This window comes from Nocardiopsis alba (assembly GCF_000710955.1).
Classification (GTDB): Bacteria; Actinomycetota; Actinomycetes; order Streptosporangiales; family Streptosporangiaceae; genus Nocardiopsis; species Nocardiopsis alba.
In genome coordinates this window covers 1-16,327 of sequence record NZ_BAZE01000020.1, presented here as the reverse complement: position 1 = coordinate 16,327, position 16,327 = coordinate 1, and the positions used below count along the sequence as shown (strand labels likewise).

The 16,327-nt window shown below is 71.3% G+C and carries 17 protein-coding genes; 12 read left to right on the top strand and 5 right to left on the bottom strand.

The features are described from left to right. Positions 1-90 precede the first annotated feature (90 nt). The 3 genes from TR33_RS25335 (at position 91) to TR33_RS25325 (ending at position 3,608) form a co-directional block, all read left to right on the top strand. Positions 91-627: a GNAT family N-acetyltransferase gene (locus TR33_RS25335; RefSeq protein WP_014908719.1), complete on the top strand. Its 537-nt coding sequence runs from the start codon at positions 91-93 to the stop codon at positions 625-627. Between the two features lie 166 nt (positions 628-793). Then, positions 794-2,284, top strand: a complete 1,491-nt coding sequence (locus TR33_RS25330) for an aminopeptidase P family protein (protein ID WP_042285986.1) — start codon at positions 794-796, stop codon at positions 2,282-2,284. 322 nt (positions 2,285-2,606) lie between these two features. Beyond that, complete coding sequence (locus TR33_RS25325) at positions 2,607-3,608, top strand: hypothetical protein (protein WP_014908225.1); 1,002 nt, start codon at positions 2,607-2,609, stop codon at positions 3,606-3,608. A gap of 43 nt (positions 3,609-3,651) precedes the next feature. Here TR33_RS25325 and TR33_RS25320 read toward each other — a convergent pair whose 3' ends face one another. Beyond that, on the bottom strand, positions 3,652-4,590 hold the full coding sequence (locus TR33_RS25320; RefSeq protein WP_017535240.1) for an LLM class flavin-dependent oxidoreductase: 939 nt from the start codon (positions 4,588-4,590) through the stop codon (positions 3,652-3,654). 120 nt (positions 4,591-4,710) lie between these two features. Here TR33_RS25320 and TR33_RS25315 point away from each other — a divergent pair, with 120 nt between their 5' ends. Then, on the top strand, positions 4,711-5,142 hold the full coding sequence (locus TR33_RS25315; protein WP_017535241.1) for a hypothetical protein: 432 nt from the start codon (positions 4,711-4,713) through the stop codon (positions 5,140-5,142). Between the two features lie 22 nt (positions 5,143-5,164). On the opposite strand, the gene TR33_RS25310 is transcribed toward TR33_RS25315, so the two are convergent. The 3 genes from TR33_RS25310 to TR33_RS25300 all read right to left on the bottom strand — a co-directional run bounded on the left by TR33_RS25310 (position 5,165) and on the right by TR33_RS25300 (position 9,415). Further along, entirely contained in the window at positions 5,165-6,343 is a 1,179-nt protein-coding gene (locus tag TR33_RS25310) for a saccharopine dehydrogenase family protein (RefSeq protein WP_017535242.1), read from the bottom strand. Between the two features lie 159 nt (positions 6,344-6,502). Then, on the bottom strand, positions 6,503-8,113 hold the full coding sequence (locus TR33_RS25305) for a BCCT family transporter (RefSeq protein ID WP_017535243.1): 1,611 nt from the start codon (positions 8,111-8,113) through the stop codon (positions 6,503-6,505). A 282-nt stretch (positions 8,114-8,395) separates the two neighbouring features. Further along, positions 8,396-9,415, bottom strand: coding sequence for a LacI family DNA-binding transcriptional regulator (locus tag TR33_RS25300; RefSeq protein ID WP_017535244.1), 1,020 nt, complete (start codon positions 9,413-9,415; stop codon positions 8,396-8,398). 318 nt (positions 9,416-9,733) lie between these two features. Between TR33_RS25300 and TR33_RS25295 the strand changes: the two genes are divergently transcribed. From TR33_RS25295 to TR33_RS25270, 6 genes are all read left to right on the top strand, one after another. Then, the gene (locus TR33_RS25295; protein ID WP_042285983.1) at positions 9,734-9,928 is read left to right on the top strand and encodes a hypothetical protein; all 195 of its coding nucleotides are present in this window, start codon (positions 9,734-9,736) and stop codon (positions 9,926-9,928) included. 394 nt (positions 9,929-10,322) lie between these two features. Beyond that, complete coding sequence (locus TR33_RS25290) at positions 10,323-11,369, top strand: extracellular solute-binding protein (RefSeq protein ID WP_042285981.1); 1,047 nt, start codon at positions 10,323-10,325, stop codon at positions 11,367-11,369. Then, positions 11,369-12,229: an ABC transporter permease subunit gene (locus TR33_RS25285; RefSeq protein ID WP_042285979.1), complete on the top strand. Its 861-nt coding sequence runs from the start codon at positions 11,369-11,371 to the stop codon at positions 12,227-12,229. Before TR33_RS25290 ends, TR33_RS25285 begins: the two co-directional genes overlap by 1 nt. Beyond that, positions 12,226-12,987: an ABC transporter permease gene (locus TR33_RS25280; RefSeq protein WP_014908977.1), complete on the top strand. Its 762-nt coding sequence runs from the start codon at positions 12,226-12,228 to the stop codon at positions 12,985-12,987. The genes TR33_RS25285 and TR33_RS25280 overlap by 4 nt, the downstream gene beginning before the upstream one ends. Continuing rightward, a complete protein-coding gene (locus TR33_RS25275; protein ID WP_042285976.1) occupies positions 12,984-14,099 on the top strand; it encodes an ABC transporter ATP-binding protein in 1,116 nt (371 codons plus the stop codon). Before TR33_RS25280 ends, TR33_RS25275 begins: the two co-directional genes overlap by 4 nt. A gap of 26 nt (positions 14,100-14,125) precedes the next feature. Continuing rightward, positions 14,126-14,902, top strand: coding sequence for an MBL fold metallo-hydrolase (locus TR33_RS25270; RefSeq protein ID WP_042285974.1), 777 nt, complete (start codon positions 14,126-14,128; stop codon positions 14,900-14,902). A 216-nt stretch (positions 14,903-15,118) separates the two neighbouring features. Here the strand turns inward: TR33_RS25270 and TR33_RS27035 are convergent, their stop codons facing one another. Further along, the gene (locus TR33_RS27035) at positions 15,119-15,262 is read right to left on the bottom strand and encodes a hypothetical protein (protein ID WP_017535250.1); all 144 of its coding nucleotides are present in this window, start codon (positions 15,260-15,262) and stop codon (positions 15,119-15,121) included. Between the two features lie 622 nt (positions 15,263-15,884). Here TR33_RS27035 and TR33_RS26795 point away from each other — a divergent pair. Continuing rightward, positions 15,885-16,061: a hypothetical protein gene (locus TR33_RS26795; protein WP_017535251.1), complete on the top strand. Its 177-nt coding sequence runs from the start codon at positions 15,885-15,887 to the stop codon at positions 16,059-16,061. Positions 16,062-16,131: 70 nt separating this feature from the next. Next, the coding region (locus TR33_RS25265; protein WP_017535252.1) for a hypothetical protein at positions 16,132-16,327 on the top strand (196 nt) is incomplete at its 3' end.

The window sequence follows — 16,327 nt, the reverse complement described above, 5'->3', positions numbered from 1 at the left end:
GAGCCGTAGGATTTCGGCGGACGAAACGGACACCCGTGTGTCCGGGGTGGAGAACCGGGCGGTGGGAACGGTAGGCGAGGGGAGAATCTCATGACCGGAGCGGTCCGGAGCGACGGACCCGGGACCGACGCCGAGACGGCGCGGATCCTGCGGGTGGAGCACGACGACCCGAGGGTCCAGGGGCTGTTGGACGGGCTCCTGGAGGAGTACAGCGAACGCTATGGCGCCGAGGGGGCCGCCGCCGAACTCGGCCGCTACCCGATCACCGAGTTCGCCGCCCCTCACGGGCGCCTGGTCCTGGCCGAACTGGACGGCGAGATCGTCGCGGGCGGCGCGCTGCGCCCCTACCCCGGCGCGACGGAGGACGGACCGAGGACGGTCGAGTTCAAACGGATCTGGACCTCGGCCCGACACCGCCGTCGAGGCCTGGGCCGGCTCATCATGTCGGCGCTGGAGGAGACCGCGCGCGACCTGGGCTACGAGGCGGTCGTGCTCTTCACCGGCCCCTCCCAGCCGGAGGCGGTGGCCCTCTACGAACGGATCGGCTACCGGTGGGTCGACCCGACCACGATCGAGGACCTGCCCTACCCCAAGGCGATCCCCTTCGCGTACGACCTGCGCGCCTGACCAGCCCTCGGGCATGCCCGGCCCTCACCGGGCGTTGTTATGGGCAACGCTATGTCCCGGGGGCGGTGAGGCGGGTGTACCGCCCCCTACGATGGATCATGGGCCGCCACCAGCGGCCCGTACCCGCTTCCACCCTTTCGACGAACTCGACGAGGAGAGTGCACGAGTGAGCGAGCAGCAGCGCCCGGAGGCCGAGACGGACGCCTTCGTGTTCAGTCCACGCAAGAACGGCCAGGCGCAGTCGGTCTCCGACGAGCTCGCCGCGTGGATGCGGACCGGCTGGGCCGACACCGAGATGCGCGACCTGGAGCCGATCGAGCAGGCCGAGCACACCGCCCGCCGGCGTGCCGCCCTCAGCGAGGCCTTCCCGGGCGAGCGCCTGGTGATCCCCTCCGGACAGCTCCTGACCCGGTCCAACGACACCGAGTACCCCTTCCGCGCCGCCACGAACTACGCCTACCTGACCGGTGACACCACCGACGGCAACTGCCTGGTGCTCACCCCTCGGGACGGCGGCGGCCACGACGCGGTCCTCTACCTCAAGGGCCGTTCCGACCGTGACAACGGCGAGTTCTGGCTCGGTGGCTACGGCGAGCTGTGGACGGGGCGCCGCAACAGCCTCGAAGAGGCCTCCGCCCTCCTGGGCGTGGCCACCGCCGACGTGCGCACCCTGCCCGGCGCCCTGCGCGCCGACGGCGTCACCACCCGCGTCGTGCGCGGCCACGACGCCGAGGTCGACGCCATCGTCGACGAGCTGCGCGCCGACGCCGACGCCGAGGCCCGCGCCAAGTCCGCCCGTCTGGACGAGAAACTGGCCGTGACCCTGGCCGACCACCGTCTGGTCAAGGACGAGTGGGAGATCGCCCAGCTCCAGAAGGCCGTGGACGCCACCACGCGCGGCTTCGAGGACGTGGCCGGGACCCTGCCCAAGGCCAAGGACACCTCCGAGCGCTACATCGAGGGCACCTTCTTCCTGCGCGCCCGGGTGGAGGGCAACGACGTCGGTTACGGCACCATCGCCGCCTCCGGCCCCAACGCCACCACCCTGCACTGGACCCGCAACGACGGTCCGGTCCGCGAGGGCGAGCTGCTGCTCCTGGACGCCGGTGTGGAGACCACCACCCTCTACACGGCCGACGTCACCCGCACCATGCCGATCTCGGGCACCTTCACCGATCTACAGCGCAAGGTCTACGACCTGGTCTACAAGGCCCAGGAGGCCGGTATCGCCGCGGTCGCCCCGGGGCGTCCCTTCACCGACTTCCACGAGGCCTCCCAGCGGGTGCTGGCCGAGGGCCTGGTCGAGTGGGGCCTGCTGGAGGGTCCGGTCGACCGCGTCCTGGAGCTGGGTCTACAGCGTCGCTACACCCTGCACGGCACCGGGCACATGCTCGGCATGGACGTGCACGACTGCGCGGTCTCCCGTCAGGAGACGCACCTGTACGGCGACCTGAAGCCGGGCATGGTGCTCACCGTCGAGCCGGGCCTGTACTTCCAGCCCGACGACCTGACCGTCCCCGAGGAGCTGCGCGGCATCGGCGTGCGCATCGAGGACGACGTCCTGGTCACCGAGGAGGGCCGGACCGTGATGTCGGCGGGTCTGCCGCGTTCCTCCGCCGAGGTGGAGGCCTGGCTGGCCGAGCGTCTGCCGCGCTGACCACACCGGCGAACACCGGCGGGCCGTCTCCTGGACACGGGGGGACGGCCCGCCGTCGTCTCGGCGAACTCTCCGCGTGCCGGCGCGCGGAGACGGTGGCCACGACGATCCCGCCCACGCCCGCCTCGGCTCGTTCCGGGCCGGGGGAGTGAGGGATCCGTCCCCTTTCGGGGGCGAACGACGCCCGACGAGGTCAACGGAGGGGCGTCTCGCGCGGTACGCTGCACGGCGGCCGTCTTGAGCATCGGGGAGGCGCCCTGTCGCCTCACCCGATAACGTCGGGGTGGCGTGGAAAGACACAGGAGATCGGGGAGGGCGACTCGTGCGCGCGGAACGGCTGTGGCGCAGGGGGTTGCGGTTTCCGCGCCTGTTCCTGGCGGACCGGACGGTCCTCGTCCACGGCGACGTCGACCCCAACCCGGACCCGCGTAAGTCGCGGTACGAGGCGCGGGCCTTCGACACCCGCTCCCTCCGTCCCCTGGGAACGGCCTTCGAGGCCCAGGGGCCGGTGAACCTGGCGCGGGCCCCGCAGGGGCGGGGATGGCCGCGGACGGTGCTGATCCAGGCCTCGCGCCGCTCGGTGACCGTGCGCGACCCTCGTACCGGCAGCCCGCTGTTGGAGACCGACCTGGCCGAACCGGGCGAGCTGTGGCCCGACGACGTCGCGCTGCGGGTGGTCGACAAGGAGGCGGTGGTCTTCCTCTACGGGGAGGACGGCGACGGCACGACCCGCTGGTGGGCGGTGGACCCCTGTACCGGCGCCGCCGTGCCCGACCTCACCGACTCCCGGCCCGGCCACGAGGCCCGCGGCGAACGGATGTCCTTCGCCGGTGACTACCTGGTGGCGCCCGGACAGGACCCCGGCTTCGATCCGGTCATCCTCGCCGACTACGAGCACCCCAGGGAACGCGTCTACCGGCTGGAGGACGGCGAGTACCTGGGCGAGGTGGAGAGCCACGCCGACTCCGAGACCGTGGCCGCGAAGGTGGGCGGCCGATCCCTGCTGGCGGTGGCCGGCCGGATCCACTCGCTCCCCGACCTGGAGTTGGTCGCCGAACTGGGCGGGCCGCGCACCCTGACCTCCCTGGTGGAGTGGGGAGGCGAGGCGGTCGCCGTCTACCAGGAGGAGGACGCCCGCCCCGGAGGGCTCGGCTCCTGGTACCTGGACCGGTTGCGGGTGCGCCACCTGGACCGGCCGGGGCAGCCGGTGACGGAGATCCCCGGCACCTGGCCGGGCGAGCTGGAGGACCTGGTGGCGGCCCCCGACGGTGTGGTGGTGCTGGCCACCACCGAAGGGGTGCACGCCCTTCACGTGGACCTTTGACCCCGGCCCGGCGCCGTATCCGCCGCCCTCCCCGACGGAGCCGTCATCCGGCGGAAGACGGGGCCCGGTCCATATGGGAGAGCGCCTCCGCGACGAAGTCCAGTTGCTCCTCCCAGCCCATGGTGTCCGCACCGGCGACCACGCGCCGGGCGCCCGCCTCCGCGTAGGCCGTGTAGAGTCCGGCCAGTTCCTCGGGGGTGCGGGCGACCATCGGCGCCCGTTCCGCCTTCTCGGGGGAGATCCCATGGTGTTCGATCAGCTCGCGCACCAGGAGGGCCCGGGCCCGTTCGGCCCTGTCGTCCGTTCCCAGGATGAGGTGGCCACCGACCGTCACCGGAGGCGCGGGCAGCCCACGTTCGTCGGCCGCGGCGCTCAGCCGGGAGATCGCTCCGGCCAGGTCGGGCGGCGAGAGCTGGGAGGGGAACCAGCCACCGCCGTGGCGTAGGACCCGGGCGAAGGCCGCCTCCCCACCGCCGATCCACACCGGGGGCATGGAGGCGGCCGGGGCCAGGCGCAGCGGGGTCTCCTCCTCACCGATGCGGACCTCCTCGCCGGTGACCAGCGACGGCAACAGGTCCAGGGTCGCGTCGGTGGCCCGACCCCGACCTCGGGGGGAGACACCGAGCGCCCGCCACCAGGGGGAATCGGGGAAGCCGCCGATGCCCACACCGAGCTCGATCCGCCCCCGCGACAGGTGCTGGAGGGTGGCGACCTGCGAGGCGACCCAGGGGGCGGGGCGCGGTGGGAGGGAGAGCACCCCGAAGCCGAGCCGCACTCGCTCGGTGACCGCCGCGGCGGCGGCGAGGGTGAGCGCCGGTTCCAAGGCGGGGGTGCCGTCGCCCAGGACCAGGTCGGCGACCCAGAGGGACTCCATGCCGCGCTCCTCGACCATACGGGCGGCCCTGATCGGGTCGGGGGTGGTCGGATCCGTCAGTTCGTCCATGGCGCTGGGAAGGATCGCGCCGATCTCGATGTGCGTCATACCCCCAGGATCGAACCTCGACCAAGGTAGAGGTCAAGGGGCGGATTCGGGGTGGGGGAGAGCGGGGATACCGTCCCCGCGCGGGACCACCGACCGCGCACCCGGACACGAGGAGTCGACATGCGAACGCCCCTTCTCCGCGCCCTCGCCCTGGGCCTGGCCGCGGGCGCGCGCGGCACCCTGGGACCGTGCGCGCCCCTGTGGGCGCGGGCCCGTGACGAGGGACGGGTCGGTGGCCGGTGCCTGGCCGCCCTGACGGTCGCCGGAGAGATGCTCGGCGACAAGACGCCCGCCGTCCCGGCGCGTACGGAGGGCCCCGGCCTGCTCTTCCGGGCCTTCTCCGGTGCCTGGGGCGGGACCCTGTTGGCCCGCCGGACCGGGGCCTCCGTTCCCCTGACCGCGGGGATCTGCGCGCTCACGGCCCCGGTGGGCGCCGCGTTCGGGGTGGGCTGGCGGTCCTGGTGGGGTGAACGACGCCCCGACTGGCAGGGCGCGCTCATGGAGGACGCCGTGGCGCTCTCCCTGGCCGGGTACGCCGTCCGGAGACGGTGAGACCGACCCCGCGTCCTCCGGCTCAGTCCTCGAACACGTCGAGCACGCGGAACTCCACCCCGGCCCGGGGCAGACGTTCGATGAGCGCGTCGCCCATGGCCACCGCCGTGGTCACCTGGCCCGAGGTCGGCGGCAGTTCGTCGCGCCACAGGCACAGGGCCGACTCCGCGAGCATGCCCGAGGTCGCCCCGTAGCCGGGCTCCCCACCCGAGACCAGGGTGTGGACCCTGCGGCCCCCGCCCGTGCCCACGAAGTGCACCGTGAACCAGCCCTCGGCGAGCGCCTCCTCGTCGGGGCCCTCACCGGGGGAGCGCAACGACAGGAGCCGCTCCCGTAGAGAGGGCACCCGGACGGCGGCCAGCACACCGGCGGCCCCGGCGGCCGCGCCCGCCGCGCTGGACAGGTGCCGGAAGGCCGCGTAGTGCCCGTACGAGAAGTCGGGGCCGTAGCGCTCCAGGGAGGCGGCCGAACGCGCCACGACCAGCGGGTCCAGGGTCGGCAGCGGCAGCGTCCACCCTCGGGCCAGGCGTGTACGGGGCCTGCCGCTCCGGTCGATCCGCACCCGGCGACCCTCCGGCCGGCCCTCCATCGCACGCCGCTCCCGAGAGGCCTCCTTCATACCGCCGAGGTCGGAGAAGGCGCCCAACGCCGAACGCAGGGTGCCGCCCGAAGCGGTCCCCTTGGCCCGCACGAACCCCTCCAGGTGCAGAGGGACGCCCTCGGGCAGTCGCTCCACGGTGAACAGAGCGCCCAGGTCGTAGGGGATCGAGTCGAAACCGCAGGAGTGCACGATCCGCGCGCCGGTGCGTCGGGCGGTCTCGTGGTACCTCATGTACATCCGGTCCACGAAGGCCGGCTCGCCGCACAGGTCCACGTAGTCGGTGCCCTCGGCCGCGCACGCGGCGACCAGGGGCTCGCCGTAGTCGGTGTAGGGGCCCACCGTGGTGACGACCACCCGGGCGGAGGCGGCCAGAGAGCGGATCGAGGCGGCGTCGTCGATGTCGGCCAGGAGCAGGTCGGGCGTGGGCCGGTCCGGGTCGATCTCGGCCAACTCGGCCCGGAGCGCCTCCAGCCTCTCTCCGTTCCGTCCGGCCAACGCCCAGCGCAGCTCGCGGGGGGAGTTCTCGGCCAGGTACTCGGCGGTGAGCGTCCCCGTGTACCCCGTCGCGCCGAACAGGACGATGTCGTAACCGCGTTCCATGAAAACCCTCTGTCGATCGGCCATCGTGTCGCGCCTCGTGGTCCCCCAGTCTGTCAGGTCGCCCCGCGCCGCACGGCCCCGCCCATCGTTCCGGTGGGAATGCGAAGGGCCCCGCCCCGCCGTCGTGGCGGGGCGGGGCCCTCTCGGGTCGGTTCGGGCTCAGACCTTGGCCGGCACCTCGACGGGTGCGGTCTCCTCGACCGGGGCGGCGACCTCTCCGGCCAGGAGGGTCGGGGTCACGATCCCCTGTTCCACGGCCATCTCCCGGATCAGGCGAGGGGTGGTCCACAAGGACGGCAGCATGATCAGACCCACCGGCACCGCGGTGACCACGATGAAGGACTGGAGCGCTTGTACGCCGCCGTCCCCGATGGTCAGCAGGACGACGGCCGCCACGCCCATGCCCACGCACCAGAACGCGCGGATCAGGGAGCGCGGTTCGCCCTCGCGCATGCTCGACGCGGAGATGGCGTAGGACATCGCGTCCATGGTGCCCGCGAAGAAGATCAGGGTCACCACGACCATGACCAGGGCGGTCAGACCGCTCATCGGCAGGGCGTCGACGATGGCCAGGGCCGCGGCGGGCAGCCCGTGCTCGGCGTAGGGGCCGGAGATGACCCCGGGGTCGCTCTGCTCCAGCCACAGACCGGTGCCGCCCAGAGCGGTGAACCACAGTCCGGTGACCACGGCGGGCAGCACGGTCGCGCCCAGGAAGATCTGGCGCACCGTGCGGCCCTTGGAGATCCGCGCGATGAAGATCGCCATGAGCGGGCCGTAGCCGATGAACCAGCCGAAGAAGAAGACGGTCCAGTAGCCGAGCCATTCCTGGTCGCCGCGGAACAGCGTCATGGGCACGAACTCTCGGATGTGCACCGCGCTCGCCTGGAGGAACAGGTCCACGACGTAGGGGAGCGAGGCCAGCCCCACGAGCAGGACGATCAGGGCCAGGGCGGCCCAGACGTTGATCCGGCTGATCAGCTGGATGCCGCGGTCGAGGCCGCTGAGCACCGACACCGTGGCGACCAGGGTCAGCCCGATGATGACGATCACCTGGGTCCCGTAACCGGAGGAGAGCCCGAAGACCTCACCGCCGATGTAGGACATCTGGAGACCGAGGAAACCGATCGGGCCGACGGTGCCGGCGACCACCGCGACCACGCAGCAGATGTCGACGACCGAGCCGATCCAGTGGGTGCGGATCCGGTCGCCCATGACCGGCCACAGCAGGGTGCGCGGGCGCAGGGGCATGCCCTTCTCGACGCCGCGCATCATCACCAGGGTGGCGAGCGATCCGCCGATCGCCCACGCGGGGAAGCCCCAGTGGACGAAGCTCTGCGCCATCGCGACGGCGGCCCCGTCCATGCCGCCCTGGACGTCGGCGTACTGCGGCGGCGCGTCGACGTAGTGGGCGATCGGCTCTGCCGCCGCCCAGAAGACCCCGCCCGCGGCGAGCAACGTCGTCAGGATCATGGCGACCCAGCGGAACCAGCCGAACTCGGGTGTGACATCACCGCCCATACGGACCCGCCCGTAGCGGGACATGGCGAGGACGGTGATGACGGCCACGGTGGCCAGGAGCAGGACCTGCCAGTAGGCGCCGAACCAGCGTGCGGACCAGGCGAAGGCGGCGTCGACCCCGGCGCTCACCTGCGCGGGGAGGATCAGGGCGGTCAGGACGAACGCGACCAGGAGGCCGCCGGAGACGCCGATGACCCAGGGGTCGGGGCGACTTCCGGTCTTGGGCACGGGTGTGCGCTGTTCGGAGGACATGGAGTGAAGAGATCTCCTCGAATAGGAGCATGGGACCGGGCACGCCTTCGGGCGCTTCGGGAAGTCTGAAGAGAATGGCCGTCACAGCGGTACCGACACGGCGGACGGCGAAGGCCCCGGACACGGGACCCGACGGAGTCTACGTGCGTTCTCCCCCGGTGCGGCGGGGTGAACGGGGTGCGACCGCACACGCCGGTGTGTGTTCTCGAACGCGTTCTCCCCGGTCATGGGGGTTTTCCGGTTATTTCGTCCGTTCGGCGGGTACGAGTGGCCGAGTGTGCTCTATCGGTCGTCGAGAAGGGCCACCGAGCCCCGGTCCATCAGCCGGACCGGAAGGCGGACCGTCTCGGTCCCGGTGCCGGTCAGCAACCGCATGATGTGGTCGCCCAACAGTTCACGGTCCAGGCGCAGCGTGGTCAGACCGGGGTCCAACAGGGCCGAGGTGGGCAGGTCGTCGTGGCCGATCACGCTCACGTCGCTCCCCACGCGTAGGCCGAGGGAGCGGGCGGCGTCGTAGACGGCGATGCCCAGGTGGTCGGAGTTGAGCACGAACGCCTCGTGCCCTTCGGTCGAGGTGAGCCTCTCGGCCGTCATCCGCGCCACGTTCTCGTGGTCCAGGGGGCAGCGCACCACCGTTCCGGCCAGCCCCCACGCGGCGCACCTTCGGTGGAACTCCTCCTCACGTCCCCCGTCGGCGGCCAGCCCCTCCGGGGCCGTCACCAGGGTCGCGCCTCGGTGACCTCGAGCGCGCAAATGTTCCAGGGCCAGGGAGACGGCGGCGTCGTCGTCGGGGCCCACGGTGGAGACGCGTCCGCCCGGACCGGACAGGTCCGGGTCGGGGGTGCAGTTGAACGCCACGACGGGGACGTCGGGGTGGCGGGGCAACCAGTCGGAGAGGGGGCCTCCACGGCCGATGGGGGTGATGGCGACACCGCCCACCCCTTCGGTGCCGAGCCGGCGCAGCACCGATTCCTCCCGCGCGGTGTCGTAGTCCGAGCTCAGGATGAGCAGGGAGGCGCCCTCCCGGTGGGCGCGCACCTCCATGCCGCGCAGCACGTCCAGGAAGAAGGGGTTGCGCATGTTGCGAATGACCACCCCGTAGAGAGATCTGCGGCCGGTACGCAGCTCTCGGGCCCGGCGGTCGACCTGGTAGTCGAGTTCGTCGGCGGCCCGCCTGATCCGTTCGGCGGTGGCGGGGGCGACGCGGCCCCGTCCGTTCAGGGCGAAGCTGGCCTGGGCCACCGACACCCCGGCTCGGGCGGCGACGTCGCGCAGGGTCGCGCGTTTGCGGGGCTCGGACACGGGTTCCTTCCAGGGAACGGGGCGGTGGACGCGCCGGTGGCGTGGGCTCGGGACACGCGGTGGGGGAACGCGGTCCACCCCTTGTCGATCGATCGTTCCATCGGGGCCGCCCCGGGTCCACTCGTCGCCGCGTGGACGGGCCGTCCCTGTGTGGAGGCGTTCTCGAACGAGACTGAGAGAAAATCCGACACGACGGTATCTATCGTGACAAACGACACCAAATCGTTACCATGGGCCGTGTTGTGGCCACCACGAGTGGGCCGCCGGTGGCGTGTGCGAAACGGCCGGAGGGCCGGCGGACCACGGACGGGGAGAGCCATGAACGACGACAGCACTCGAGGCGGTGTCACGCCCCGACGTACGGGTTGGATCGCCGGAGCGGTCCTGGCCGCGACGGCCGTCGCCCTTCTCACCGCGGGATGCCCCGGATCCGGGGACGGCGGAGGCGGTGGATACGGCACCGTCGAAGGGGAGATCCACGCCCGGGAATCCGCGCCGACCGATCATCGATGAGACGTCCGGCCTCGGAGCGGGCCCCTGTCCGAACGGCCCGATCGCTCCGGGGTCACGTCGACGCGCGGGGTTCTCACGGGCTCCGCGCGGACTTCTCCACCCGCCTCACCTCCACCCCTTCCCGATCGTCCCTCCCTCCGGCCCCTCGCACCTCCCCTCGGTCCCGTGGTCGTGATCGACCTCCACAGGGGGCGCGTTCATCTCCCCGCCCGCCTCGGCCCCTGTGTCGCCCGTCTCCCGGGTGTGTGACGGTCGGCTGTTCCCACGGCGTTCCCCTTCAGGACACATATCGAGACATCGCAGGTCACCCCTGTGGTTAATCGTTTCATCAGGAAGCACTCTCGGTCCGCCCCCCGGCCCGCGAACGGGTCTTCGTTCCCCTGATGGAGCCTTCATGTCCCACCGACACACGGTGATCCCCGCGACCGCCACCGCGGCCGCCCTCGCCCTGGCCCTGACCTCCTGCGGCAACGTGGCGGCGCCCGAGGGCACCGCCACGGGCGACGGGGAGATCGTCATCACCTACAACTCGCCCACCGAATGGGGCAACTACGGGCGGGTCCTGTCCACCTTCACCGAGAGGACCGGGATCCAGGCCCCCAACGACCCCAAGAACTCCGGGCAGGCCCTGGCCGCCCTCCAGGCCGAGAAGGGCGCGCCCGTCGCCGACGTGGCCTACACCGGCATCGCCTTCGCCGAGCAGCTGACGGACGCCGAGGTCCTCCAGGACTACGTCCCCGAGGGCGCGGACCAGGTCCCCGACGACCTGCGCGACCCCGACGGGGCCTGGACCACCGTCCACACCGGGACCATCGCCTTCATCGTCAACGAGGACCACCTCGACGGCGCCCCGGTCCCCACCGGCTGGGAGGACCTGCTCGAGCCCGAGTACGAGGGTCTGGTCGGCTACCTCGACCCCACCCAGGCCGCCGTCGGCTACTCCGTCGCCACCGCCGCCAACCTGGCCCTGGGCGGAACGCTCGAGGACTGGGGCCCGGGCCTGGACTACCTCGACGGTCTCAAGGAGAACGGGGCCTCGACGGCGGCCCAGACCGCGACCGCGAAGGTCGCCCAGGGCGAGATCCCGATCCTCATCGACACCGACTTCAACGGCTACAAACTCCAGGACGAGGGCGCCGACGTCTCGGTCGTCATCCCCGAGGAGGGTTCCCTCCAGATCCCCTACATCGTGGGTCTGGTCGCCGGCGCCCCCAACGAGGACAACGGCAGGGAGCTCCTCGACTTCTACTTCTCCGAGGAGGGGCAGGGCCTGTTCGCCGCCGGGTACATGCGCCCCGTCATCGGCGACCTGCCCGAGGACGTCGTCGAGCGCGTCCTGCCGGACGAGGACTACGAGCGGGCCGTCACCATCGACTACATCGAGCAGGGCGCCCGCCAGCAGGAGTTCATCGAGCTGTACCAGGACGAGGTGGGCTTCTAGTGCCCGTCCGCGCCCCTGCCCGGGGGCGCGCCGTGCCCGGCCCGGCCTGGCTCGCCGCGCTCCCGGCTCTGATCGTCATCGGTCTGTTCAGCGTCCATCCCGTCATGGTGATGGTGGCCGGCTCCCTGGGCGTGGGACGCCCACCCGCCGACGAGGGTCTCACCCTCGACCACTACACGCGCGCCTTCGGATCCGAGACCGTCAGATCCGCCCTGCTCGACTCCGTGCTGATCGCCGGAGGTTCGGTCCTCCTCGTCCTGCTGGTGGCCGTCCCGGTGGTCCTGCGCCAGGCCGACGACGACCGACACGGTCGCGGTGGCGTGGCCACCGACGTCCTGCTGACCCTGCCCATCGCCCTGCCCGGCATCATCATCGGCTTCTTCGCGATCGTCCTCACCGGCCGTACCGGGCTGTTGGGACTGGCCTGGGGCGGGTTCTCCGGTCTCGCCTACACCTTCTCCGGCCTGCTGGTGGCCTACATGTACTTCTCCCTGCCTCGGGTCCTGGGGCCGCTGCGGGGCGCCGCCGCGACCCTCGACCCGGCCCTGACCGAGAGCGCCCGCACCCTGGGCGCCTCCCGAATCCGGGTCTTCACCACCGTGACCCTGCCACTGCTGTTGCCCGCCCTCATCGAGACGAGCGGGACGGCCATCGCGGTGGCCCTGGGCGGCTACGGCACGGTCGCGACCCTCTCAGAAGGGGTGCGGCTGCTGCCGCTCAACGTCGCCAACGAGCTCACCACCGGCTACCGGCTGGCCGACTCCTCGGCCCTGGCGGTGATCCTCGCGGTGACCGCCGTGCTGGCCCTGGTCCTGGGGCGGGCGCTGTCCCGCCTGGTCCGTAGGGCGGTGGCCGCATGACCCGCTTCGTCAGCCGCGCCACCTGCGCGTTCGTCCTCATCCCGATCCTGGCCACCCTGGTCGCCGCCACCAGCGTCGACTTCTCCCAGGGGCCCTGGGGCGGCGGTGTCACCCTCGACTGGTTCGCCTACGCCTGGCCGCCGTTGGCCCCGGTGATCGGCCGGAGCCTGGCCGTGGCCGCGATCGTGGTCGCGCTCAACCTCCTCCTCGGAGGGCCGCTGGCCTGGTGGGTGGCGCGGCACCCCTCTCCGCTGACCCGGCTCACCGGTTACCTCGTCAACGTGCCCCTGGCCGTACCGGGTATCGCTCTGAGCGTGGCGTTGGTGGGCACCTACCCGATGCTGCGCCCCAGCGGTCTGCTGCTGGTCATGGGCCATCTGGTCTTCACGCTGCCGTTCACCCTGGCCGCGTTGACGCCGGCCCTGGCCGACACCGAACTGCGCACCAACGAGAGCGTGGCCCGCAGTCTGGGGGCCGGTCCGCTCCGCGTGCTGCGCACCATCACCGTTCCGGCCTGCCTGGTCGCCGTCACCCAGGCGGTGACCATGGTCTTCGCCCTGTCCTTCGGCGAGTTCAACGTCTCCTTCTTCATCAACCCTCCGGCGACGTCGACCGCGCCCTTCGCCCTGTTCGACTCCTACTCCACCCAACGGCTCGAATCGGCCTCGGCCCAGTCGGCGATCTTCATCGCCTTCGTCGTGCCGGTCCTGACCGCCGTCGTCCTGGCCCGCCGCCGTGCCCCGAGGAGGACCCCGTGACCACCACCGTTTCCACCGACTCGCGGAGCGGGGGCCCGGACGGCGCCGTCCGGGCGGCCGGTCTGGCCGTGGACGACCTGAACGTCCGCTACGGCGACACCACCGCGGTGGAAGGCGTGTCCCTGGACGTGGCCCCGGCCGAGACCGTCGCCGTCATCGGCCCCTCGGGCTGCGGCAAGAGCAGCACCCTGCGCGCCGTCGCCGGCCTGGTCCCCGTCGCCGGGGGCACGATCACCCTGGCCGGCCGCGACGTCACCTCGCTGGATCCGGCCCGGCGCAACGTCGGACTGGTGCCGCAGAACTACGCGGTGTTCCCGCACATGACCGTGGCCGCCAACATCGCCTACGGGCTGCGCGCCAGAGGGGTGCCCGCCTCGGAACGACGGGCCCGGGTGGGCGAGATGCTCGACCTGACCCGCCTCACCGAACTGGCCGAACGCCGCCCCGACCAGCTCTCGGGCGGTCAGCGGCAGAGGGTGGCGCTGACCCGCGCGCTGGCGATCCGCCCCGACACCCTGCTCCTGGACGAGCCCCTGGCCGCCCTGGACCCCCAGCTGCGCGGGGGACTGCGGCGAGAGCTGTCCGGCATGCTCGCGGCCACCGAATGCGCCACGCTCATCGTCACCCACGACCAGCGCGAGGCGCTGTCCCTGGGATCGCGGATCCTCCTGCTCCGGGACGGCCGCCCGGTCCAGTTCGACACTCCGCGGCGGCTCTGGGACGACCCGGCCGACGCGTTCGTCGCCGACTTCCTGTCCGGGGCGGTACTGCTGGAGGCCGAACGCGACCACGACCACGCCGTGGTCATGGACGGACGCTGGCGGATCCCGATACGCGAGCTGGACGTGCGCCCGACCGAACACGGGAGCACCCGCCTGCTGCTGCACCACGACGGCCTCGGCGTGGTCGACGAGGAGGAGACGCCCGATGACGGATCCGCGCTGGTCGCGGAGGTGGAGCACGTCGAGTTCACCGGCGACGCCCTCCACCTGACCGTGCGCGCCGGAGGGCACGCGCTCGGGGTCCGGGTACCGCCCGGAACCCGCGTCGGCCGCTCCGTGGCCCTGACCGTGAACCCGGGCCGGGCCGCGCTGCTCACCCCGAACCCCTGACGACCGCACGCCCCGAAAGGACGGACATGCTCGAACTGGAGATCCTCGGATCCAACGCGACCGCGCCGACGAAGGAGGGCCCAGCCTCCTGCTACCTGCTGCGCACCGAGACCGGTGTGCTGCTGGTCGACGCGGGGCCCGGCTCGCTGGCGGCCTACTGCGCCCGCCACGAACTCTCCGAGCTGCGCGGCATCGTGGTCACCCACCTGCACGCCGACCACAGCCTGGACCTGATGGCCTGGGCCTACCGGTGGACCTTCCCCGAGGAACTGCCGTCGATCCCGCTCTTCTTCCCCGAGGGCGAGGCCGAACGGTTGGCCGCCTTCGACGCGGTCTTCGGCATCCCGACGCTGCCGACGATGAACCGCCCCATCGCTCAGTCGTTCGAGGCCCGTCCGATGGCGCGGGACGGCGTCACCGTCTACGAGGTGGACGGGCTGGTGTTCCGCTCCTTCGCCGCCCACCACAGCGTGCCCTCGGCGGCCCTGCGCTTCGAGGCGCCGGACGGACGGGTGCTCGCCTTCTCCTCCGACACGGGCCTGTGCGAGCCGCTGGTGGAGGCGGCCCGCGACGCGGACCTGTTCGTCTGCGAGGCCACCTACCTGGAGGCCGACGAGCGGGCGCTGCACGGTCACGGCCATCTGACCGCCCGGATGGCGGGGGAGGTGGCCGCGAGCGCGAACGCACGGCACCTGGTGCTCACCCACTTCGCCGACCCCGCCGACTGGGAGGAGGGCCGCCGTCGGGCCGCCGAGGTCTTCGACGGCCGCCTCGACGTGGCCGTTCCCGGCAGCCGCTTCTGAGAGATCCCCGAGGGCGGCGGCCGTATCGGGGGTGCGGCCGCGCCGTGCGCGGCGGCCGACCGGCCCTCGACACGCCCCGTCCGTGACCGACGGCCGACCTCCGAGGGGGTGGGCTATCCGGCCTCGGGGGCCGGAACAGTGGGTTCGGGGTGGATCCGCTCGACCCCGTCCCGCGCGGTGTACATGTCCCAGTAACGCTCGGCGAGGTCGTCCGGATCAACGATCGGGAACGTGTCGAGCAGAGTGGATCCGGCCGAAGCGGTCGCGGACGGCCGCGATCAGCGCGGGCACCTCGGCGGGCTCGGACAGGTCGGCGGAGAAGGCGGCCGCTTCGACGCCCTCGTCGGCGAGCCTCTTCACGAGCGTGTCGAGACGATCCTTACGGCGCGGGACCAGGGTTGTGAGGGCGTCGGGGTGTGGCCAGGGCAGGCTATGAGCGTCGAGATGTCGATGCCGCTCTCGGTAGCACATGCTTGCCGCGGTTGAGGCCTCGCAGAGCTCCCCAGCATCGGCTGAACAGCGAATTCACCGAGGGGAGGGCCGTGGGGAGTCTTCTTCTGTGTGGTCTTCATTGCGAATAAAATCCGACAAAAGTCTCGAATCTTGAAAATTCGGAAAATTTTTATTCTAAATATGTCGATGACCTGCGATGATTCGAGGGCGGGGCGAGAAGTTCACTCAGTGCGTTTGCAATCACGAGAAGATTAAGGCAAGCTGATATTCCCCTGTCTTCTGGACGGGGGTGCCTCGAAGCTCAAAACGACCTCCTGCTGCAACAGGGGGCCGTTGAGGTGTGTCAAGTTAATAGTGCGAAGGAGACTCGCTGGATATCCCGCCCCAAGAGCCCTCCGACTCCCTTGAAGTATTCCCGGAAGCGGTGCAGATGTCAACAAGATATCCGCAGTTCACGGCGCTTCTTTTCGGGGGAGGAGGTCTGGCCGCTTCTTTGGCCTGGGCTTTTGCTGCACTGCCCGGATGGGCTGTGGTCATCCTCGCCCTCATCATCGCTACATCCTTCGCGACCCCGGTGTTCGCGCTGGGTGCTGTGACATGGGTCGGCCTCAGTGCCGAATCCGTGGGGAGAAGGAAGAGCGCGGAGAGGATCTTCGAGCTCCTCTTGGAGTTCTTCAGGATCGTCCTCCGCAGTCCGGGCAGCTGAATCACCCCTGGTCGGGTGCCCAGAACGGGGCACCCGACCCTCCTTCGTCACCGACTTCAAGGAGATCCACATGTCCGACCCCCGTTACAGCCGTTACCGTGTCAGGGCTCACTACCGTGCCGACGGTACTTACGTGCGCAGCCACTACCGCAATAAGCGCTCCGCGCCCGTGGCCAACACCGGTATCACCGGATCGGAGTTGATCGGAGGAGTACTCGCCCTCCTCTTCTTCATCGGATTGATCGGCGCGAACATGCCCACTCCTT